Consider the following 19,459-nt stretch of genomic DNA (forward strand, 5'->3'; position numbering starts at 1 on the left):
GGGGCGGTCTCCACGGGGCGGTTCGGCGAAGAGGCGTCGAACGGCACCACGCGCCGTCGATCGAGATATATGCAGATGCATCCAATTCCAGATTGATCGTCGCGTCAATCCGGATGTAGGTGCATCTATGTCCGTTTCCTCTCCGACCTCACCCCCGACGCCCACCGCCTCCGTCACGCGGGCGTGGATCGGCCTCATGCGCACGCAGCGCGTCATCCTGAGCGCCGTCGAGAAAGATCTGAAGCGAGCCGGCCTTCCGCCCCTCGGCTGGTACGACGTGCTTCTCGAACTGTCCCGCGCCGAGGGGGGACGGTTGCGTCCCTACGAGATCGAGGCTCGGACATTGCTGGCGCAACACAATCTATCGCGCCTTCTGGATCGCATGGAAACGGAGGCCTTCGTCCGCCGAGACGCGTTCGACGGAGACGGCCGCGGTCGATGGATCGTCATCACCGAGGCAGGACGCGCCATGCAGACGAGGATGTGGGTCGTCTACGCCGCATCGATCCAGGCGCACATGGGCGCGAAGCTGACCGACCAGGAAGCTGCCGGATTGGCGGATGCGCTCGCGAAGCTGTCGCGCTGAAGCGAGAACAGTCTGGCTGACGGCCCAGGCGCGCGTCCCGATCTCTCGCGAGGCTGGAACTTGCGAACCGAGGCCCCGCCGGCTGCCCTGGATACTGACACGAGGTCTTTGGATGTATGGAGCGGGCGAAGGGATTCGAACCCTCGACCCCAACCTTGGCAAGGTTGTGCTCTACCCCTGAGCTACACCCGCTCACATTGTCAGGCCGTGCGAACTTGGAGCGGGCGAAGGGATTCGAACCCTCGACCCCAACCTTGGCAAGGTTGTGCTCTACCCCTGAGCTACACCCGCCCAAACCCGTTCGGCCTCGTGGAAAAACTGGAGCGGGCGAAGGGATTCGAACCCTCGACCCCAACCTTGGCAAGGTTGTGCTCTACCCCTGAGCTACACCCGCTCGCTGTTTTCCGTCGGCGTCACCGTGGCGGCGCCGATGAGCGGCATAAACACCATTCCGCCGGGGAGCGCAAGAGGTTGCGGCGTCGGTTGCGGAGCCTCCCTACCAGGTCGCGGCGGGCGCCGTTCCGTCGCGGATCTCGGCCAGCCGCGCGCGGGTCGCCGGGGTGGTCTCCGGCGGCAGGGCGTCGAGGGGGAAGAAGGCGGCGGCCGCGATCTCGCGGTCGGGCGTCTTCGGCACCGGCAGCGTGAAGGCGCGGGCGACGTAGAGTGCGACGTGGTCGCGCTTCGAGGCGCGGTCGTTGAAGTAGAAGCCGTGCAGGGTCGGCGGAGCAGTCGGATCGAGGACGATCCCGGTCTCCTCGCGGAACTCGCGGGCGATGGCCGCGAGCGCCGTCTCGCCCGGCTCGACCCCGCCGCCCGGCAGGTGCCAGCCGTCCATGTAGGTGTGGCGCACGAGGCAGACCCGGTTGTCCGGATCGATCGCCGCCCCACGCACCCCCAGGGTCATCCCGCGGGTGAAGCGCCAGACGAGGTGGGCGCCCCGCATCAGCAGGGCCTGTCGGCGCGTCATTCCGCGACTCCCTCTTCTCATCGCGCCGCGCCATCGACGCGTCGATGGCGCGGCGTTCGGCGCATCAGCGCCGGCGCCCGGTCGGGCTTGCCCGGCGTCTTCGAACAAGTCCGAAGACGCCGCGAGGTTACACGACGGTCAGGCGGATCTCGCCGACGCCCTCGATCGCCCCGACCATGGTCTGGCCGCGGGTCACCGCGCCGACGCCCTCCGGCGTGCCGGCGAAGATGATGTCGCCGGGCTCCAGCACGAAGTAGGTCGACAGGTAGGCGATCTGCTCGGCCACCGACCAGATCATGTCGGAGAGGTCGCCCTTCTGGCGGACGGTCCCGTCGACCGACAGGGTGATGGCACCCCTGTCCGGATGGCCGATGACCGAAGCGGGCTTGAGCGTGCCGACGGGCCCCGACAGGTCGGCGGCCTTGCCGAGCTCCCACGGCCGGCGCAGGGCCTTGGCCTCGTCCTGGACGTCGCGGCGGGTCATGTCGAGGCCGACCGCGTAGCCGTAGACGTGGTCGAGGGCCTCTTCCACCGGGATGTCGCGGCCACCCTTGGCGATCGCCACCACCATCTCGACCTCGTGGTGGTAGTTCGCGGTCTTCGGCGGGTAGGGGTGCTCCACGGTCTGGCCGTCCGGCACCACCTGGAGGGCGTCGGCGGGCTTCATGAAGAAGAACGGCGGCTCGCGGGTCGGGTCGGCGCCCATCTCCCGGGCATGGGCGGCGAAGTTGCGCCCGACGCAGTAGACCCGGCGCACGGGAAACAGGTCGTCGGTGCCATGGATCGGGAGCGCGGTGCGCGGCGGGTTCGGGATCACGGAGAGCATGAGGCTGCTGTCTCGGGCGAAGTTTCGCGAAGGGCCGCGCATCTTGGAAAAGCGGCCGGCCGACCGCTATCTAGAGGGCGGTGCCGCGGTGCGCCATCCCGTCCCGCCGCAACCCTCCTGCCTCATGATGCGCGCCCCCGTGAACCACAGCTCGACCCACAGCCTGCTCGCCACCCTCGCGGCCCGCCTCGGGCCCGCGCACGTCCTCACCGAGGCGACCGACCTCGCCCCCCACCTCGCCGAGACCCGCGGCCTCTACCGGGGCGAGGCGCTGGCGGTCGTGCGCCCGCGCGACACGCAGGAGGTCGCCTTCGTGGTCGGGGCCTGCGCCGCGGCGCGGGTGCCGGTGGTGGCCCATGGCGGCAATACCGGGCTCGTCGGCGGCGGCGTGCCGTTCGGCGGCGTGGTGATCTCGCTCGCCCGCCTCGACCGGGTGCGGGCGGTCGATCCTCTGGATTCCACCATCACGGTCGAGGCCGGCTGCGTGCTGGCCAACGTCCAGGCGGCCGCGGACGCCGCCGGGATGCTATTTCCGCTCTCGCTCGCCTCCGAGGGCTCGTGCCGGATCGGCGGCAACCTCGCCACCAATGCCGGCGGGACCGCGGTGCTCGCCTACGGCAATGCCCGCGAGCTGACCCTCGGCCTCGAGGTGGTGCTGGCCGACGGGCAGGTCTGGAACGGGCTGCGGGCCCTGCGCAAGGACAATTCCGGCTACGACCTGAAGAACCTCTTCGTCGGCTCGGAGGGCACGCTCGGCATCATCACCGCCGCCGTGCTGCGGCTGCACCCCAAGCCCGTCTCGAAGGCCACCGCCTTCCTCGGCCTCGCCTCGGCGCGCGCGGCGCTCGACGCCTTCGGCCGTCTGCGCGACCGGCTCGGGCCCCGGCTCACCGCCTTCGAGTACGTGCCGCGCTTCCCCCTGGAGGTGGTGCTGCGCCACTTGGCCGGCGCGGTGCGGCCGCTTTCCGGCGACCACCACTCCTACGCCCTCGTCGAGATCTCCTCGCCGGCGCCCGACGCGCCCGAGGAGCTGGAGGCGGAACTCGGCGGCCTGATCGAGGCCGGGCTCGTCGAGGACGCGGTGCTGGCCCAGAGCGCGGCGCAAGGGGCCGCCCTGTGGCGCCTGCGCGAGAGCCTGTCGGAGATGCAAGGGCACGAGGGCGGCTCGATCAAGCACGACGTCTCGGTGCCGGTCTCCCGGGTGGCGGAGTTCCTGGAGCGGGCATCGGCCGCCTGCGAGGCGGCGCTGCCGGGCGTGCGGGTCTGCGCCTTCGGGCATTTCGGCGACGGCAACATCCACTTCAACCTGACCCAGCCGGTGGGGGCCGAGAAGGCCGCCTTCCTCGCCGAGTGGCCGCGCTTCAACCGCATCGTCCACGACATCGTCCACGCCATGGACGGCTCGATCGCCGCCGAGCACGGCGTCGGGCTGATCAAGCGCGACGAGCTGACCCGCTACAAGGACCCGGTCGCCCTCGACCTGATGCGCCGCCTCAAGGGCGCCCTCGACCCGCTCGGCATCCTGAATCCCGGCAAGGTTCTGGCCGGGGAAGGCGGCCCCGAGTGGTTCCCGGGCAAAGCGTCGGCAGCATGATCGCGCTGTTTCGCCAGGCCGCTCCGGCACCGGCGGGCCTGACCGCGGCCACCCTGCTCGGTGCCTTCGAGAGCCTCGGCGACAATTGCGAGTTCGGCATCGCCCAGCGCTATGCCGGCGCCGACCCCCTCGGGCTGTTCCGCCTCTCCTCGGCGCCGATCGGCGACCTCGTCCACGCGGTCGAGACGCGGTTTTCCCATTACGGCGGGGCAGAGGACATCGAGGTCCGGGTCGGCGCCGGCGGCTACCTGTTCTGCCACAGCCGCCGGTACGGTTTCGCCTATCACACCGGCGACACCGCGCCCCGCGTGAAGCCCGCCGACATCCTGGCGCGGGAGATCCGCCGGGTCGACTACCTCAAGGACCGGCTGCTCGCCGACCTCGCGGCGGGAGAGAAAATCCTGGTCCGCAAGGGACCGCCGGGGGAGAGCGAGGGCGCGGTGCGCCGCCTGTTCGGCGCCCTGCGGGCGATCGGCCCGGTGACCCTGCTGCGGGTCTGCGCGGCGGAGGAGGCTCCGCCCGGCCGGGTGGTCTGGCGCGGCGAGGGCCTGATGCAGGGGGCGCTGCCCCACTTCGCCCCCTATGCCGCGGCGACCGACGCCGACCTGCCGGGCTGGCTCGCGGTCTGCGGCCGGGCCTACGCCCTGCGCCACAGCCTGGTCGAGCCCCCTGCCCTGGCGCCGGACGGCCCGCCGCTCTTCGAAGCGACCGACACCACCCGCCCCGCGCTGGCCGTCGCCGCGCCCGAGCCGGGCGCGCTCGCCGCCTCCTACCCGGTCGCGGGCCTGCGGCCGAACCGCCTCCACGTCGTCGCGGCGGAGATCCGGCTGCCCGAGGATTTTCGCGGGACGCGGGCCGCCCTCGCCTTCGTCGACGCGGCGCCCCATGCCCGCCGGGAGGCGGATCTCAGCCGCCGCGGCAGCTGGCAGACGATCTACGGCGCCACCCGGATGCGCAAGCGCCAGAGCGAGGCCACGGTCGGCCTGATGCTGGCGGGGCCGGCCGGTACGGCGGTGGAGATGCGGGGATGGCGGGTGACGGAGGGGTGCCTGCCGGGGGTGGGGTGAGGCACGGTACCCGAGGGCTGCCATTCACAGCCTTATGGCTCGAAACCCGCCCATCTGTAATCCTCCGCCCTTTCCCGGACGACTGAAGCGAAGCGGAAGGAGATCCGGGAAAGGGGCGAGCGTGGGAACGGAGGTTGGTTTCCTATCCAGCCCTGGAGGATACGGGCGGTCCGAGCGACATCGTCACCGCGCGTCCTGCAGATCCACCCGCCTCTCGCCCGCCACCCCCGCCAGATCCTCCCGGATGCCTTGCGTGATCGCCTTCAGCTCCGGCGCCGCCCGGTCCCGCGGCTGGCCCGCCGCAATGCGGTGGGCCGCAACGATGCGGCCCGGGCTCCCTGCCAGCACCACGACCCGGTCGGCGAGGTAGACCGCCTCCTCGATGTCGTGGGTGACGAACAGGACGGTCTGGCCCGAAGCGCGGCAGAGCCGGGCGAGCTCGTCCTGCAGCGTCTCGCGGGTGAGCGCGTCGAGGGCCGAGAACGGCTCGTCCATGAGCAGGACGTGCGGCTCGACCGCCAGCGCCCGGGCGAGCGACACCCGCTGGCGCTGGCCCCCGGAGAGCTGGAACGGCCAGCGCCCGGCGAGCGCCCCGAGACCGACCCGGTCGAGGGCGGCTTGCGCCCGCCGGCGCCGCTCGACCCGGGGGAGGCGCAGCTTCTCGAGCCCGAAGGCGACGTTGTCGAGGACCCGGCGCCAGGGCAGCAGGCGCGAATCCTGAAACACCAGGGCGACGGCCCGGCGACCCGGCTCGGGCGCACTGACCGAGACGGTGCCGGCACTTGGGCGCACGAGGTCGGCGATCACGCGCAGCAGCGTCGACTTGCCGACGCCGGAAGCGCCGACGATCGCCAGGAACTCGCCGGGCTCGATGTCGAGGTCGAGGCCGGACAGCACCGTGGTGCGGGTGCCATCGCGGGTGAAGGTGAGGGCGAGGCCCTGGATCGCGATCAGGCCCGCCATCGGAGCATCCAGCCTTGCAGCGCCGTGAAGGCGGCGTCGAACACGCCGTAGAGCAGCGCCATGGTGAGCATGTAGACGACCACGATGTCGGTCGCGAGGAGCGTCGACGCCTGCATCATCCGCTGGCCCAAGCCGGCGACGCCAAAAATCTCGGCCGCCACCACCGCCATCCAGGCCTGCCCGATGGCGGTGCGCACGCCGACGAGGATCCCCGGCATGGCAGCGGGCCACACCACGGTCACCAGGCGCTCGGGGGCGGAGCGGAAGCCGAAGGCGGCGGCGAGCTCGATCAGGTCGCGGTCGACGCCGCGGATCGCCCCGTGGCTCGCGAAGTAGACGATCCAGAACACCCCGATCGCCACGATGAACAGGGCCGCCTCCGGGCTGACCCCGAACCAGATGATGGCGAAGGGCACCCAGGCGAGGCCCGGCACCGGGCGCAGGACCCGCACCACCCAGGCGGTCAGGCCTTCGGCCGTGCGCGACATTCCCGTCAGGGTGCCGGCGGCGATGCCGAGGCCGAGGCCGAGGGCGAGACCGCCGAGGTAATGCCCGAGGCTGCCGCCGATGGCCGCGAGCCACTGGCCGGAGCGCAGCTCGCGCAAAAATGCTTCCGGCAGCACCGAGGGCGGCGGCAGGAAGGCCGGATTGACGAGGCCGAGCCGGGGCACGGCCTCCCACAGCACGAAGAAGGCGGCGAGCCCCAGGAGCGGGAGCAGCAACGCCGCGGGGCGGGATCTCACGGGTGAACTCTCACTTGCCGGCGACGGCGCGCTCGTAGAGCCGCGGCTCGAACAGCCCGTCGAGGGCCACCTCGCGCTCCAGCGCGCCGATCTTCACCTGGTAGCGCTGCATCGCCGCCGTCGCCTCGACGATGCGGCGGGGATCGGCGGAGAAGCGCGTCGCCGGCGAGGCCAGCGCCCGGCGGATGGTGGCGGTGTCGACGAGGCCCTTGCCGAGCGACGCCTCGACGATCGGCGCGACGCGCTCCGGGTCGCGGCCGATCAGGTCGACCGCCCGCACGACACCCGTGACGATCGCCTGGGCGACCTCGGGCTCCTTGTCGAGGAGGGCGCGGGTGACGGCGACGACGGTACCCGGCTGGCTCGGGAACATCTCGCCGCCGAGCGCCATCAGGTGGATCGCCGGGTTGCGGCCGGTGACGATCGAGACCGCGGGCTCGCGCAGAATTCCGCCCTCGACCGCGCCGGCGAGCACCGCCTGCTGGGTCGCGTCGATCCCCATCGAGACGATCGTCACGTCCTTCGGGTCGGCCTTCGCCACCTCCCACAGCCAGTGCTGCAGGGTGGTGTTCGGCACCGAGCCGAGGGGCTGGGTGGCGAGTCGCGCCGGGGTGCCGGTGGATTCGCGGTAGCGCCGGAACACCTCGGCCGGGGCGACGCCGGTCTCGGCGAAGCGGGCGAGCTTGGGGCCGGCGACGAAGACGTTCTCCTCGACCGAGGTGGCGGCCACCACCTTCACGTCGATGCCCTTTTGGCGGGCGACGCAGAGCGGCGCCACGCCGGCGACGTAGACGTCGAGGGTGCCCGACGCCAGCGCCTGGATCATGTTCGGGCCCGACTCGAAGGTCGTGACCGCGAGCGACAGCCCCGCCTGCTTCAGCCAGCCCTCCTTCTCGGCGACGTAGATCGGCGCCGCGGCGAGGATCGGGATCACGCCGACCCGCAACGGCGCGGCGCGGCCCTGGGCGAGCACCGGCGTCACCCGTCCGAGGGCGGCGCCGACGGCGAGGACCGGGGCTGCCCCGAGGATGCTGCGTCGCGTGATGGTCATGGCCGGCCGTCTGTGGGGAAGGAACGCCTCCGCTTAGGGCATCCTCCTGCGGCCGTGCAAGAACGGCGCGGAACTAAGAAATTTCATCTCTTCTCATGGCGCATGATAGTACAAATTTCTCTTACGCAGCATTGACGGAGAAGAACCTCCGGACCGGCCCGGGGGCGCCCTCCCCACCCCTGGCACGGCCAGTCCAATTTTTTGGTCAGCACAGGCAAGCACCGGCGCTCCGGCCTCTTCTAACCTCGGGTCGTCGGCAACGCGCCTCGTGCTGCAACAGGAGCCCGGACCAGGATGGCCCTCTCGCGTCGTGACCTCCTCCGTACCGCGGCCGCCGTTCCGCTCTCCACCCTGGCGATGCCGGCCGTGCTCCGGTCCGCCCGGGCCGAGACGCCGATCCTCGTCGGCTCGCTGCACGACCAGTCCGGACCGATCGCCGCCTCCGGCACGCCGATGGTCGAGAGCCTGAAGCTCGGGATCGAGGAGGTGAACGCCGCGGGCGGCCTGCTCGGCCGGCCGCTGCAGCTCGTGCACTACGACACCCAGTCCAACATCCAGATGTACTCGCAATACGCCCAGCAGCTCGCCGTGCGCGACAAGGTGGCGGTGGTCCATGGCGGCATCACCTCGGCCTCGCGCGAGGCGATCCGCCCGACCTTCAACCGCTTCCGGGTGCTGTACTTCTACAACGTGCTGTACGAGGGCGGGGTCTGCGACCGCAACACCTTCTGCACCGGTACGACCCCGGCCCAGACGGTCGAGAAGCTGGTGCCCTACGCGATGGGGAAGGACAAGAAGAAGGTCTACATCATCGCCGCCGATTACAATTACGGCCAGATCACCGCCAAGTGGATGCAGAAATACGTCAAGGACCAGGGCGGCGAGACGGTCTCGGTCGATTTCTTCCCGCTCGACGTGACGAATTTCGGCCCGACGATCTCGAAGATCCAGGCCGCCAAGCCCGACCTGCTGCTCTCGGCCCTGGTCGGCGGCAACCACACGGCGTTCTACCGGCAATGGACCTCGGCCGGCATGAAGGGCCAGATCCCGATCGCCTCGACCACCTTCGGCCTCGTCAACGAGCCCTCGACCCTCAACGCCGCCGAGAGCGACGGCGTGCTCGGCGCCTACGGCTATTTCGAGGAACTGACGACGCCCGCGAGCACGGCCTACGTCGCCAAGCTGAAGAAGCAGTCGCCGAGCATCCCCTACATCAGCGAGCTGGCGGCGGCGACCTACGAGGGCTTCTACCTCTGGGTCGAGGGGGTGAAGAAGGCGAAGTCCATCGACCGGATGGCGGTGACCGAGGCGCTCGAGACCGGTCTGTCCTTCGACGGACCGACCGGCAAGGTGACGATCGACCACGCCACCCACCACGTCACCCGCAACGCCTACCTGGCGGCGGTCAAGGACCGGAAATGGACGGTGCGGGAGACGTTTCCGGATGCCAAGCCCCAGGATACCGCCGCGGTGTGCAACCTGATCAAGAACCCGCGGGACAACAAGCAGTACGAGATCTCGATCTGAGTCTCTCTCAGCCCTCCCACCCGCGACCTCATCCTGAGGTGCGAGTGAAACGAGCCTCGAAGGAGGCCTCCAGAACTCTCCGCGATCCCTGGACGCCTCCTTCGAGGCCCACTGCGTGGGCACCTCAGGATGAGGTCGCGCGTGGGAAAACAGCAGCGGCGATCGGGTCAGCCTATCCGTTCAGTCCCCCTCCCCCACCCGGATGACGTCATGGACCTGTCGCTCATCATCGCGCTCGACGTCGTGAACGGGGCCGCTTCCCTGTTCCTGCTCTGCCTCGGCCTCGCGATCATCTTCGGGATGATGAAGATCATCAACCTCGCCCACGGCGAGTTCGTGATGCTGGGGGCCTACGCCACGGTGATCTCGGCCAATGCCGGGCTCAACATCTGGATCGCGATGCTGGTGGTGGCCCCGCTCTTCGTCGGCCTCGTCGGGCTCGTCATCGAGCGCTGCCTGATCCGCTTCCTGTACGGGCGCCTCGTCGATTCGATGCTGGCGACCTGGGGCCTGAGCCTCTGCCTCATCGGCCTCGTGACGACGATCTTCGGCAACACCATCAACGGCGTGCCGACGCCGCTCGGCGGGTTCCAGGTCGGGGCCTACCGGTCGAGCTGGTACACGATCTTCCTGCTCGCCATGGCCGTCGTGATGATGGCCTTGGTCTACGGCGTGCTCCGCTTCACCCGCTTCGGCCTCGTCGCCCGGGCGGTGATGCTGAATCCCGGCATGGCCGCGACCCTCGGGGTCAACCCGGCGAAGATCTACATGGCGACCTTCGGCATCGGCGCCGCCGTCACCGGGCTCGCCGGCGGGCTGCTGGCGCCGGTCTCGGGCATCACGCCGGTGATGGGCACCGCCTTCGTCGCCAAGTGCTTCATCACGGTCGTCGGCGGCGGCGCGACGATCATCTCGGGCACGCTCTCGGCCGCCGGACTCTTCGGCTTCGTCAACCAGCTCGGCGCCTACTTCACCACCCCGGTCTACGGCGAGGTGATCCTCTTCCTCTCCGCGATCCTGCTGATCCGCCTGCTGCCGCAAGGCATCTCCGGCCGCTTCTTCAAGGGGACGCTCTGACATGCCCGCCGCCCTGTCGCGCGCCCTCCAGGGCCTCGCAATTCTCGCCGCCGCCGCCCTGGTCGTCGTCCTGCCAGCTTACGTCGAACTCTTCACCCTGATGCAGCTGACCTTGTTCGCCGCCATGGGCGTGCTGGCGCTCAGCCTCGGCTTCATCTGGGGCTTCGGGGGGATCCTGTCCTTCGGCCAGACCGCGTTCTTCGGTCTCGGCGGCTACACCTACGCGATCGCGGCGATCAATTTCGGCGATTCGACCAACGCGATCCTGCTGGCGATCCTCTTTCCCGCCCTCTTCGCCGCGGCTCTCGGCTACTTCGTGTTCTACGGCCGGATCAGCGAGGTCTATCTCGGGGTCATCACGCTCACCGTCACGCTGATCCTGTTCAACGTCGTCAACTCGACGGCGGGCGACGCCTACACGATCGGCCAGGCCCGGCTCGGCGGCTTCAACGGCATCCCCTCGGTGCCGACCTTCAATGCGCCCTACACCCCGGACGCGGTGCTGAGCCCCGAGGCCGGATGGTGGGTCACCGGCGGCGTACTCATCGCCGTCTACCTCCTGATGCGGCTCCTGCTCGCCAGCCCGTTCGGCCGCATCGCGGTGGCGGTGCGCGAGAACGAGACCCGGGCGGCGCTGCTGGGCTACGATCCGCGGCTGATCAAGCTCGGGGTGTTCATGGTCGGCGGCGCGGTCGCGGGGCTCGCCGGCGCGCTCTACGTCAACTGGGGCGCCTTCGTCGGCCCGACGATCTTCTCCCTGTCGCTCTCGGCCGAGATCATCATCTGGATCACCGTCGGCGGCCTCGGCACCCTGATCGGCCCGGTGGTCGGCTGCGTCCTGATCCAGTTCCTCAACGCCAAGATCGGCTCGCAGCAGGCCTTCAACGCCAACCTCGTCCTCGGGGTGATCCTGGTCGGCTTCGTGCTGCTCCTGCCGAAAGGCATCGTGCCGACGCTGAAGAATGCCCTCCTTGGGCTCGGCCGCAAGGCCAGACGGCGCCCGGCCGCCTCCACCGCCGCCCGGACCCAGATCGCGGGAGCCGAATAGTGTCTCTCACGAAACTCCCGATCACCGTCATCTCTCGCCGTGGCAGCGTCGGCGCCACGGGAGTGTCGCGAGGTGCACTGATGGACCCCCTCGTCCCCCTCCTGAAGACCGAGCACCTGACGATGCGCTTCGGCGGCGTCGTCGCCAACGACGACGTCAGTTTCACCCTCGGAGAGATGGAGTTGCGCTGCCTGATCGGCCCGAACGGCGCCGGCAAGAGCACCTTCTTCAAGATGCTCACCGGCCAGCTCACCCCGACCTCCGGCACCATCGCTTTCCGCGGCCAGCCCCTGACCGGGTTGCAGAGCCACCAGATCGCCCGGCTCGGCATCGGCATCAAGACGCAGGTGCCGAACGTGTTCAACGGGCTGTCGGTGCGCGAGAACATCTGGCTCTCGGCCCGCCGCAAGACGACGCCGAAATTCACCGGGCCGCTCGTCGACGAGATCCTGGAGAAGATCCGGCTGACGCATCTCGCCGGGGCGACGGTCGGCCAGCTCTCGCACGGCCAGCGGCAATGGGTCGAGATCGGCACGGTGCTGGCGGGCGATCCCGACCTGATCCTCCTCGACGAGCCGGCCGCCGGCATGACCGACGAGGAGACCCACCGCACCGCCGAGATCATCCGCGAGATCAACAAGAGCCGGGCGATCGTCGTGGTCGAGCACGACATGGCGTTCATCAAGATGATCGCCCGTACGGTCACGGTGTTCCACCAGGGTCGGATCATGATGGAGGACGGGATCGACGCCGTGCTCGCCGACCGGCGGGTGCGCGACGTCTATCTCGGTAAGACGATGGCGGCATGAAGGGGATGGCATGAGCGCGCTTCTGGACGTGGAAGACCTGCGGGCGAGCTACGGCCGGGTGCCGATCCTGATGGGCGTCGACTTCAGCCTGGCGCCCGGGGAATATCTCGGCATCCTCGGCCACAACGGCATGGGCAAGACGACGTTGATGCGGACCCTGATGGGCCACATCCCGGCCACGGCCGGCGCGGTGCGCTTTTCGGGCACCGACGTGACCCGGCTCCCCATCCACCAGCGCGCCCGCCTCGGCATGGGTCTGGTGCCGCAAGGCCGCGAGATCTTCGCCACCCTCAGCGTGCGCGAGAACCTGCGCATGGGGCTAGCCAGCGCCCCGAAGGAGGATCCCCGCATCATCGACGACGTGCTCGCCGACTTCCCCCGCCTCGTGCGCCTGCTCGACCGGCGCGGCGGCGCGCTCTCGGGCGGCGAGCAGCAATTGCTCGCCCTCGCCCGCTGCCTCTGCACCCGGCCGAAGCTCGTCCTCCTCGACGAGCCGACAGAGGGCATCCAGCCCTCGATCATCGAGGAGATCATCGAGACGCTGCTGGCGCTCAAGAAGCGCTGGGACCTGTCGATGATCATCGTCGAGCAGAACCTCGACTTCATCACCTCGCTGTCCGACCGGGTGCTCGGCATCCAGAAGGGCCGCATCACCGGCGAGGTCTCGCGCGAGGACCTGCTGGCGGGGCGGATCGGCATGGCGGCGGCGTAGCGGGGTTGAGTGCACCTCACAAAACTCCCGCCGCGCTGACGCCGCCACATCGAGCGACAACGGCGATCGGGAGTTTTGTGAGAGACACTAAGCCAGCCGTTTCTCTTGCCCGCCCCTTTCCCGGTCGACTGGAGCGTCAGCGGAAGGAGATCCGGGATCCAGCATAAGACTCGCGAAGCGACCGTGAGTCTGCAACATTGCAAATATCGAGCCGCTTCGCGGCACTTCTCCCCTGGATCCCGGATCTCCTTTCACTTCGTTACAGTCGTCCGGGAAAGGGGAGCTTGAATGGAAGCTCTTCGCCACCCCAACTCAGGAGACGCCCCATGGCCATCACCCGCCCGAGCGCCGACCAGGTCCGCGAGCTCGCCGCCAGCCTCCACATGTCGCTGTCGCCCGAGGAGGCCGCCGCCTACCGCGCCCTGATGGACGCCTCATTCGACGCCTACGACGTGGTCGACGCCCTGCCCGACCACATCCCCCCGGTGAAGTATCCCCGCACCCCCGGCACCCGGCCGACCCCGGAGGAGAATCCCCTCGGCGCCTGGTACTGGAAGAGCGAGGTGAAGGGCGCCGACACCGGCAAGCTCAAGGGCAAGACCGTCGCGCTCAAGGACAACGTCGCCCTCGCCGGCGTGCCGATGATGAACGGCGCCTCGACCCTCGAAGGCTTCGTGCCGGCCTCCGACGCCACCATCGTCACCCGGATGCTCGATGCCGGGGCGACGATCCTCGGCAAGGCGGTCTGCGAGCATTTCTGCCTCTCGGGCGGCAGCCACACCTCGGATCCCGGGCCGGTCCACAACCCGCACCGGATGGGCTACTCGGCCGGCGGCTCGTCCTCGGGCAGCGGCGCGCTGGTGGCGGCCGGCGAGGTCGACATGGCGATCGGCGGCGACCAGGGCGGGTCGATCCGCATCCCGGCCTCGTATTGCGGGATCTACGGGATGAAGCCGACCCACGGTCTCGTTCCCTATACCGGCGTGATGCCGATCGAGACCACGATCGACCATACCGGCCCGATGACCGCGAGCGTCGGCGACAACGCCCTGCTGCTCGAAGTCCTGGCCGGACCGGACGGGCTCGACCCGCGCCAGGTCGCGCCGCAGGTCGCCGCCTACACGGAAGCGCTGAAGAAGGGCGCGAAGGGCCTGAAGATCGGCCTCCTGACGGAGGGGTTCTCCGCGCCCGGCATGCAGGAGGCGGTGGCCGACAAGGTGCGGGCGGCGGCGGCCCGGTTCGAGGCCTTGGGCGCCACGGTCGAGGAGGTCTCGCTGCCCGCCTACCGGACGGCGGCCTCGGTCTGGACGCCGATCGGGCTGGAGGGCCTGACGCAGCAGATGATGCTCGGCAACGGCATGGGCTTCAACTGGAAGGGCGCCTACGATGTCGGCCTGTTCGACGCCCACTCGGCCTGGCGCGCCAAGGCCGACGACCTCTCCGAGACGCTCAAGATCTCGATGCTGATCGGCCAGTGGGGCCTGACCCATTATCGCGGCCGCTACTACGCCAAGGCGCAGAACCTCGCCCGCAAGGTGCGGGAGGATTTCGCCGATTGCTTCAAGACCTACGACCTGCTGCTGTGCCCGACCCTGCCCTGCACCGCCACCAAGCTGCCGGAGAAGGGCGCGCCGCTGGAAGAGATCATCGTCCGCGCCTTCGAGATGGTCGCCTCGACCTCGCCGATGGACGTGACCGGCAATCCCTCGATGTCGATCCCCTGCGGCCTCGTCGACGGCCTGCCGGTCGGGCTGATGCTGACCGCGAAGGACTGGAACGAGAGCGCGATCTACCAGGCCGCCCACGCCTTCGAGGCCGCCGGCGACTGGAAGACCTTCTGAAGGCGGGCCCATGAAGACCATCAGCGCCATCCTCCGCGCCAAGCCGGGCGCGGAGGCGACCCTGCGGGCCGCCCTCCTCGACGTGGCGGCCCACGTCGCCGAAAACGAGCCGGACACGATCGGCTTCTTCGTCTCGCAGGATGCGGGCGATTCCACCCGCTTCACCACCTACGAGCGTTTCGCCGACCAGGCGGCGATGGACCGGCACAACGGCTCGGCGGCGGTGGCGCGGTTCTTCGCCGTCGCGCAGCCGATCCTCGACGGCGAGGTCATCCTGGTGACCGCCGACGAGATCTCCGCACGATGACCTCTCGCCGATGACTCCTTACGACACCCTGATCGTCGGCGCCGGCAGCGCCGGCTGCGTGCTCGCCGGGCGGCTCAGCGCCGACCCGGCGCGCCGGGTGCTGCTGCTGGAATCCGGCGGTGAGCCGCCCCTCGGCGCCGTCATCCCGTCCGACTGGCCGAGCCTGTTCAACACCGGCGCCGACTGGGGCTTCCACACCGAGCCTCAGGCCGGCTGCCGCGACCGCCGGATCTTCTGGCCCCGCGGCCGGATGCTCGGCGGCTCCGGCTCGCTCAACGCCATGATCTACCTGCGCGGCCTGCCCTCGGACTACGATGCCTGGGAGGCCCTGGGCTGCCCCGGCTGGGGCTGGCGCGACGTGCTGCCGGATTTCCTCTCGTCCGAGGACAATCGCCGCTTCGGCAACACCCCGCTGCACGGCACCGGCGGTCCTTTGCCGGTCGAGGATTGCCCGTATCGCGACGAGGGCGAGACGCTCTGGCACGAGGCCGCCGTGGCGGCCGGCCATCCGGCGAACCCGGATTTCAACGGCGGCTGCCAGGAAGGCGTCGGGTTTTTCCAGCTGACCACCCGGGGCGGCGAGCGCTTCGGGACCAAGCGGGCCTATCTCGACCCGGCGCGGGAGCGGCCAAACCTCACGGTCGAGACCGGCGTCCTCGTCACCCGCCTCGTGATCGAGCACGGCCGCGCCGTCGGCGTCGAGTACCTGCGCGACGGCCGGCCCGAGCGGGCCTCGGCCGGGCAGGTCGTGCTCGCGGCCGGCGCCATCGCCTCGCCGCACCTCCTGATGCTCTCCGGGATCGGCCCGGCGGATGCGCTGAGGGCGGCCGGGGTCGCGCCTTTGCACGATCTCCCCGGTGTCGGCCAGGACCTGCAGGACCACCCGGCGATCACCCTCGCCTTCGCGGCCACGCGCCCGGTCGGCCCCGGTGCCGTGGACGCGGCCGAGAGCCTTGCGGAATGGCAGGCGCATCGCACCGGCCCGCGGACCTCGAACTGGGCCGCGGCCGGCGGCCACGTCGCCACGTGGGCCGGCATCGAACCCGACCTCCAGCTCTACGGCATCGCCGCCCCGCATCGCGATTACGGCCGGTTCCTCTATCCGGGCTCCGGCTTCACCCTGTTCGCGGTGCTGCAACGGCCGGAGAGCCGCGGCGAGATCCGCCTGCGCTCCGCCGACCCGGTCATGGCGCCGGCGATCGACCCGCGCTACCTCTCGGACGAGGGCGGCCGCGACCTCGCCACCCTGGTCGAGGGCGTGCGGATCAACCGGGCCATCGCGGCGGCGGATCCGCTCGCCGCGGTGATCGCCCACGAGCTGAGCCCCTCGGCCGAATGCCGGGACGAGGCCGGCATCGCCCGGCACGTCCGCGGCCACCTCGCCTCGCTCTACCACCCGTCGAGCACCTGCCGGATGGGCACCGATCCCGGCGCGGTCGTCGATCCGCAGAGCTTCGCGGTGCACGGGCTCGACGGCCTGTACGTCGCCGACGCCTCGGTGTTTCCGCGGATGATCTCGGCCAACCTCAACGCCACGGTGATCCTGGTGGCCGAGCGGGCGGCCCGGGCGCTGGCGGGGTGACGCGAAGGCCGGCCGAGATGAACACCGCGCCGTCGAAAGTCCCCGGTCAGGCGGTCGCCACGGTTCCGACGACGGCCAGAGCATTGTCCGACGAAGCGGAAACCGGCTCGTCGTAGAAAATGCGGCCAAACCAGAGACCTGGAGCGCTTCGCGATTGCAGCGCGATCGGGAAGCGCTCCAGGCCCCTTCCTGCCCCGGCCGACCAGCCCACTCGGCCTATGACCGCCCGTCTCGCTCCCGGCTGGCACCGTCGTTGCTTGAGCCGGTCCGGACGCGACGCGCATCGCGGGCCCGCCCGAGGCCCGGATCCGCCGGAGGGACAGTCATGGCATCGCTCACCGCCTCGCCGCCGTCGGCCTTCTCCTCGGCCCCTTCGCCCGCCCCGATCACCACCTTCGACACCAACGTACTCGCGGAACAATACCGCTTCTCCTACTGGCGCGACGCGATCTGCGCGCATTTGAGCCCGTCGGAGACGATGCGGAAGATCGACGACGGACCGTTCTCGGCGCGCCTGCGCAAGGTGGCGCTCGGCAAGGTCAACGTCTGCGACATCCGGTTCTCGCCGATGGAGAACCGCCGCGACGCCGCCTGCCTGCGGCGGATGCCGGACGACGACGTGTTCGTGGCGCTGATGAAGAGCGGCACCGGCCGGCTGGTGCAGGACGACCGCTGCGCCCTTCCCTCCGTCGGCGACCTCGTGGTGTACGATTCGGCCCGGCCGTTCCTGTGGGAGTTCGAGCAGGACACCCGGATGATCGTCGCCCGGATGGCCCGACGGCAGATGGCGGCGCGCCTGCCCGACTTCGAGCACCTGGCCGCGCGGATCATCCGGCCCGACCAGCCACTGGCCTCGACCCTCGCCCACACCCTGACCGACATCGTCGAACTGGAAACCCCGTTGAGCGAGAGCGGCTCGCAGCGCCTCGGCAACGCGTTCCTCGAATTGCTCACCGCCTCGCTGGAGGCGAGCCTGACGGCACCGGGGCGCAAGGTCGCCGATGCCGACCTGGTGCGCCAGGCCAAGACCTTCCTGCTCGCCCATATCGAGGATCCCGACCTCGACCTCGCCACGGTGGCGAACCGCCTCGGCGTGTCGCTGCGCACGCTCTGCCGCGCCTTCGCGTCGGACGGCACCACGGCGATCCGCTGGCTGTGGCAGCAGCGGCTGGCCCTCGCCCACCGGCTGCTCGAGGAAGGCCAGGCCCGCAATGTCGGGCAGGTGGTGATGCAATGCGGCTTCAGCGACTTCTCGCATTTCAGCCGGGCGTTCAAGAAGACCTACGGGGTGATGCCGAAATCGGTGCTGCGGGCGGCGGGGTGAGGCCGGCTCACCCCCGCGGCGCCAGCACGATCACCGCCGCTCCCGCGAGGCACAGGGCGGCCCCGGCGCAATCGAACCGGTTCGGCCGCTGCCCTTCCGCGCCCCAGAGCCAGGCGAGCGAGGCCGCGATGTAGACGCCGCCATAGGCCGCGAAGGCGCGCCCGGCGGCGTCCGACTCGGTCAGCGCGAGCAGGAACGCGAAGGCGCCGAGCGCCAGGCCCCCCGGAATCAGCCAGAGCGGCGACGCCGAGAGCCGCCACCAGGCCCAGACCGAGAAGCACCCGGCGATCTCGGCGAGCGCGGCGGCGGCGTAGAGGAGAAAGGTCGGCATGGCGCGGCTTCTCCCACGCCATGCCGCCGCGCGAAAGATCAGGCCCGCCGCTTCATCAGGGCCGCCGCCGCGAGGCCGACGCCGGCCATCACCGCCCCGGTGGCGAGAGGGTTGAGCTTTGCCCGCGTGTAGGTGCTGGTGTGGCGCACCATCCCCGGATGGTCGCCGCGCACGTGGCCGTCCTGGGTCGGCCGGTGGAGGGCGCCGTTCGGGTCGCGCGGCGGCTCGGCGCGCAGCTGCTGGCCCGCCATCACGCCGCCGAGGCGGTCGAAGGTGCCGGGCGCGAGCTTCTTGAGGCCCGTCATCGCCCGGCCGCCGCCGCCGACGATGATCTCGCGCTGCGGATACACCGCGGCGTGCAGGATCGCGTGGGCGACCTCGTCCGGGTGATAGACCGGCGGCGGCAGCTTCGGCTCGCGGTCGAGGTAGTTGCGGGCGTGCTGCGGGAACGGGGTGTCGATCGCCGCCGGCTTGATCAGCGTCACCGAGACCGGCGCGCGATCGAGGTCCAGCTCGGACCGGAGCGCGTCGGTGAAGCCGCGGATCGCGTGCTTGCTCGCCGAGTACATGCCCTGGAGCGGGATCGCGAGGTCGGAGGCGATGCTGCCGAGATTGATGATCGCGCCGCCGCGCCGGCGCAAGAAAGGCGCCGCCACCAGCGAGCCGTAGACCACGCCCCAGAAATTGGTCTGGAAGAGGCGGTCGTGGTCCTCGTCCGAGACCTCCTCCAGCCGGCCGTAGATCGAGATGCCGGCATCGTTGACCCAGGTATCGAAGCCGCCGAAGCGCTGCACCGCCTTGTCGGCGATGGCCTGCACCTCCTCGCGCCGGCCGACATCGGCGACGACGTGGGTCGCCTCGCCGCCCGAAGCCTCGATCTCCTCCTGGATCGTCGCCAGCGCCTCGGCGTTGCGCGAGGCGAGCACCACCCGGGCACCCGCCCGCGCCGCCATCCGGGCCGTGGCGAGCCCGATGCCGCTGGAGCCGCCCGTGATGACGATCACCTGCTCGCCGAGAGGCTTGTGGGCGTGGCTCATGGAATCCTCCGTACAGGATGGGGGTATCCAGGCCCTAACGATGGTGGGCGTGCTTCGTTCATTCCAT

Annotated in this window: 19 protein-coding genes and 3 tRNA genes; 12 read left to right on the top strand and 10 right to left on the bottom strand. The window is 70.3% G+C overall.

Annotated features, from left to right (window positions below; all coding sequences use genetic code 11):
• Positions 1-127: 127 nt before the first annotated feature.
• The gene (locus DK412_RS05875; RefSeq protein WP_109971190.1) at positions 128-586 is read left to right on the top strand and encodes a helix-turn-helix domain-containing protein; all 459 of its coding nucleotides are present in this window, start codon (positions 128-130) and stop codon (positions 584-586) included.
• Between the two features lie 117 nt (positions 587-703).
• On the opposite strand, the gene DK412_RS05880 is transcribed toward DK412_RS05875, so the two are convergent.
• The 5 genes from DK412_RS05880 to DK412_RS05900 form a co-directional block, all read right to left on the bottom strand.
• Positions 704-778, bottom strand: a tRNA-Gly gene (locus DK412_RS05880).
• 24 nt (positions 779-802) lie between these two features.
• Positions 803-877 (bottom strand) — tRNA-Gly (locus tag DK412_RS05885).
• A 28-nt stretch (positions 878-905) separates the two neighbouring features.
• Positions 906-980 (bottom strand) — tRNA-Gly (locus tag DK412_RS05890).
• 102 nt (positions 981-1,082) lie between these two features.
• On the bottom strand, positions 1,083-1,553 hold the full coding sequence (locus DK412_RS05895; protein ID WP_109971191.1) for an NUDIX domain-containing protein: 471 nt from the start codon (positions 1,551-1,553) through the stop codon (positions 1,083-1,085).
• 127 nt (positions 1,554-1,680) lie between these two features.
• Positions 1,681-2,379: a fumarylacetoacetate hydrolase family protein gene (locus DK412_RS05900; RefSeq protein WP_109971192.1), complete on the bottom strand. Its 699-nt coding sequence runs from the start codon at positions 2,377-2,379 to the stop codon at positions 1,681-1,683.
• 127 nt (positions 2,380-2,506) lie between these two features.
• Between DK412_RS05900 and DK412_RS05905 the strand changes: the two genes are divergently transcribed.
• Both DK412_RS05905 and DK412_RS05910 read left to right on the top strand, forming a co-directional pair.
• Positions 2,507-3,973 carry an FAD-binding oxidoreductase gene (locus DK412_RS05905; RefSeq protein ID WP_109975084.1) on the top strand — a complete coding sequence of 489 codons (1,467 nt, stop codon included), beginning with the start codon at positions 2,507-2,509 and terminating at the stop codon, positions 3,971-3,973.
• Positions 3,970-5,040 carry a hypothetical protein gene (locus DK412_RS05910; RefSeq protein ID WP_109971193.1) on the top strand — a complete coding sequence of 357 codons (1,071 nt, stop codon included), beginning with the start codon at positions 3,970-3,972 and terminating at the stop codon, positions 5,038-5,040. Before DK412_RS05905 ends, DK412_RS05910 begins: the two co-directional genes overlap by 4 nt.
• Before the next feature lie 183 nt (positions 5,041-5,223).
• On the opposite strand, the gene DK412_RS05915 is transcribed toward DK412_RS05910, so the two are convergent.
• From DK412_RS05915 to DK412_RS05925, 3 genes are read right to left on the bottom strand one after another with little or no spacing between them, the layout of a single operon-like run.
• Positions 5,224-6,003, bottom strand: coding sequence for an ABC transporter ATP-binding protein (locus DK412_RS05915; protein ID WP_109971194.1), 780 nt, complete (start codon positions 6,001-6,003; stop codon positions 5,224-5,226).
• Complete coding sequence (locus DK412_RS05920) at positions 5,991-6,746, bottom strand: ABC transporter permease subunit (protein WP_109971195.1); 756 nt, start codon at positions 6,744-6,746, stop codon at positions 5,991-5,993. Before DK412_RS05920 ends, DK412_RS05915 begins: the two co-directional genes overlap by 13 nt.
• Before the next feature lie 10 nt (positions 6,747-6,756).
• Positions 6,757-7,797 carry an ABC transporter substrate-binding protein gene (locus tag DK412_RS05925; protein ID WP_109971196.1) on the bottom strand — a complete coding sequence of 347 codons (1,041 nt, stop codon included), beginning with the start codon at positions 7,795-7,797 and terminating at the stop codon, positions 6,757-6,759.
• 294 nt (positions 7,798-8,091) lie between these two features.
• On the opposite strand from DK412_RS05925, the gene DK412_RS05930 reads away from it, so the two are divergent.
• From DK412_RS05930 to DK412_RS05970, 9 genes are all read left to right on the top strand, one after another.
• Positions 8,092-9,324, top strand: a complete 1,233-nt coding sequence (locus DK412_RS05930; protein ID WP_109971197.1) for an ABC transporter substrate-binding protein — start codon at positions 8,092-8,094, stop codon at positions 9,322-9,324.
• Between the two features lie 210 nt (positions 9,325-9,534).
• Positions 9,535-10,401, top strand: a complete 867-nt coding sequence (locus tag DK412_RS05935) for a branched-chain amino acid ABC transporter permease (protein WP_109971198.1) — start codon at positions 9,535-9,537, stop codon at positions 10,399-10,401.
• 1 nt (position 10,402) lies between these two features.
• Complete coding sequence (locus DK412_RS05940; RefSeq protein ID WP_109971199.1) at positions 10,403-11,449, top strand: branched-chain amino acid ABC transporter permease; 1,047 nt, start codon at positions 10,403-10,405, stop codon at positions 11,447-11,449.
• 80 nt (positions 11,450-11,529) lie between these two features.
• On the top strand, positions 11,530-12,258 hold the full coding sequence (locus DK412_RS05945) for an ATP-binding cassette domain-containing protein (RefSeq protein ID WP_109971200.1): 729 nt from the start codon (positions 11,530-11,532) through the stop codon (positions 12,256-12,258).
• A gap of 10 nt (positions 12,259-12,268) precedes the next feature.
• Positions 12,269-12,970 carry an ATP-binding cassette domain-containing protein gene (locus DK412_RS05950; protein WP_109971201.1) on the top strand — a complete coding sequence of 234 codons (702 nt, stop codon included), beginning with the start codon at positions 12,269-12,271 and terminating at the stop codon, positions 12,968-12,970.
• Positions 12,971-13,296: 326 nt separating this feature from the next.
• The gene (locus tag DK412_RS05955) at positions 13,297-14,811 is read left to right on the top strand and encodes an amidase (RefSeq protein WP_109971202.1); all 1,515 of its coding nucleotides are present in this window, start codon (positions 13,297-13,299) and stop codon (positions 14,809-14,811) included.
• 10 nt (positions 14,812-14,821) lie between these two features.
• Positions 14,822-15,118 carry an antibiotic biosynthesis monooxygenase family protein gene (locus DK412_RS05960; RefSeq protein ID WP_109971203.1) on the top strand — a complete coding sequence of 99 codons (297 nt, stop codon included), beginning with the start codon at positions 14,822-14,824 and terminating at the stop codon, positions 15,116-15,118.
• A 10-nt stretch (positions 15,119-15,128) separates the two neighbouring features.
• The gene (locus tag DK412_RS05965) at positions 15,129-16,700 is read left to right on the top strand and encodes a GMC family oxidoreductase N-terminal domain-containing protein (protein ID WP_109971204.1); all 1,572 of its coding nucleotides are present in this window, start codon (positions 15,129-15,131) and stop codon (positions 16,698-16,700) included.
• Positions 16,701-17,025: 325 nt separating this feature from the next.
• Positions 17,026-18,024 carry a helix-turn-helix domain-containing protein gene (locus DK412_RS05970; RefSeq protein ID WP_109971205.1) on the top strand — a complete coding sequence of 333 codons (999 nt, stop codon included), beginning with the start codon at positions 17,026-17,028 and terminating at the stop codon, positions 18,022-18,024.
• Positions 18,025-18,031: 7 nt separating this feature from the next.
• On the opposite strand, the gene DK412_RS05975 is transcribed toward DK412_RS05970, so the two are convergent.
• Positions 18,032-18,355, bottom strand: a complete 324-nt coding sequence (locus DK412_RS05975; protein ID WP_109971206.1) for a YnfA family protein — start codon at positions 18,353-18,355, stop codon at positions 18,032-18,034.
• Positions 18,356-18,393: 38 nt separating this feature from the next.
• Positions 18,394-19,392, bottom strand: coding sequence for an SDR family oxidoreductase (locus DK412_RS05980; RefSeq protein WP_109971207.1), 999 nt, complete (start codon positions 19,390-19,392; stop codon positions 18,394-18,396).
• Positions 19,393-19,459 lie beyond the last annotated feature (67 nt).

Source organism: Methylobacterium sp. 17Sr1-1 (genome assembly GCF_003173775.1).
Lineage (GTDB): Bacteria > Pseudomonadota > Alphaproteobacteria > Rhizobiales > Beijerinckiaceae > Methylobacterium.

What these genes read in the sequence shown, in the direction of transcription:
- DK412_RS05875 (WP_109971190.1), top strand. Translation starts at nt 128, where the DNA reads ATGTCCGTTTCCTCTCCGACCTCACCCCCGACGCCCACCGCCTCCGTC.
- DK412_RS05895 (WP_109971191.1), bottom strand. Translation starts at nt 1,553, where the DNA reads ATGACGCGCCGACAGGCCCTGCTGATGCGGGGCGCCCACCTCGTCTGG.
- DK412_RS05900 (WP_109971192.1), bottom strand. Translation starts at nt 2,379, where the DNA reads ATGCTCTCCGTGATCCCGAACCCGCCGCGCACCGCGCTCCCGATCCAT.
- DK412_RS05905 (WP_109975084.1), top strand. Translation starts at nt 2,507, where the DNA reads ATGCGCGCCCCCGTGAACCACAGCTCGACCCACAGCCTGCTCGCCACC.
- DK412_RS05910 (WP_109971193.1), top strand. Translation starts at nt 3,970, where the DNA reads ATGATCGCGCTGTTTCGCCAGGCCGCTCCGGCACCGGCGGGCCTGACC.
- DK412_RS05915 (WP_109971194.1), bottom strand. Translation starts at nt 6,003, where the DNA reads ATGGCGGGCCTGATCGCGATCCAGGGCCTCGCCCTCACCTTCACCCGC.
- DK412_RS05925 (WP_109971196.1), bottom strand. Translation starts at nt 7,797, where the DNA reads ATGACCATCACGCGACGCAGCATCCTCGGGGCAGCCCCGGTCCTCGCC.
- DK412_RS05930 (WP_109971197.1), top strand. Translation starts at nt 8,092, where the DNA reads ATGGCCCTCTCGCGTCGTGACCTCCTCCGTACCGCGGCCGCCGTTCCG.
- DK412_RS05935 (WP_109971198.1), top strand. Translation starts at nt 9,535, where the DNA reads ATGGACCTGTCGCTCATCATCGCGCTCGACGTCGTGAACGGGGCCGCT.
- DK412_RS05940 (WP_109971199.1), top strand. Translation starts at nt 10,403, where the DNA reads ATGCCCGCCGCCCTGTCGCGCGCCCTCCAGGGCCTCGCAATTCTCGCC.
- DK412_RS05945 (WP_109971200.1), top strand. Translation starts at nt 11,530, where the DNA reads ATGGACCCCCTCGTCCCCCTCCTGAAGACCGAGCACCTGACGATGCGC.
- DK412_RS05950 (WP_109971201.1), top strand. Translation starts at nt 12,269, where the DNA reads ATGAGCGCGCTTCTGGACGTGGAAGACCTGCGGGCGAGCTACGGCCGG.
- DK412_RS05955 (WP_109971202.1), top strand. Translation starts at nt 13,297, where the DNA reads ATGGCCATCACCCGCCCGAGCGCCGACCAGGTCCGCGAGCTCGCCGCC.
- DK412_RS05960 (WP_109971203.1), top strand. Translation starts at nt 14,822, where the DNA reads ATGAAGACCATCAGCGCCATCCTCCGCGCCAAGCCGGGCGCGGAGGCG.
- DK412_RS05965 (WP_109971204.1), top strand. Translation starts at nt 15,129, where the DNA reads ATGACTCCTTACGACACCCTGATCGTCGGCGCCGGCAGCGCCGGCTGC.
- DK412_RS05970 (WP_109971205.1), top strand. Translation starts at nt 17,026, where the DNA reads ATGGCATCGCTCACCGCCTCGCCGCCGTCGGCCTTCTCCTCGGCCCCT.
- DK412_RS05975 (WP_109971206.1), bottom strand. Translation starts at nt 18,355, where the DNA reads ATGCCGACCTTTCTCCTCTACGCCGCCGCCGCGCTCGCCGAGATCGCC.
- DK412_RS05980 (WP_109971207.1), bottom strand. Translation starts at nt 19,392, where the DNA reads ATGAGCCACGCCCACAAGCCTCTCGGCGAGCAGGTGATCGTCATCACG.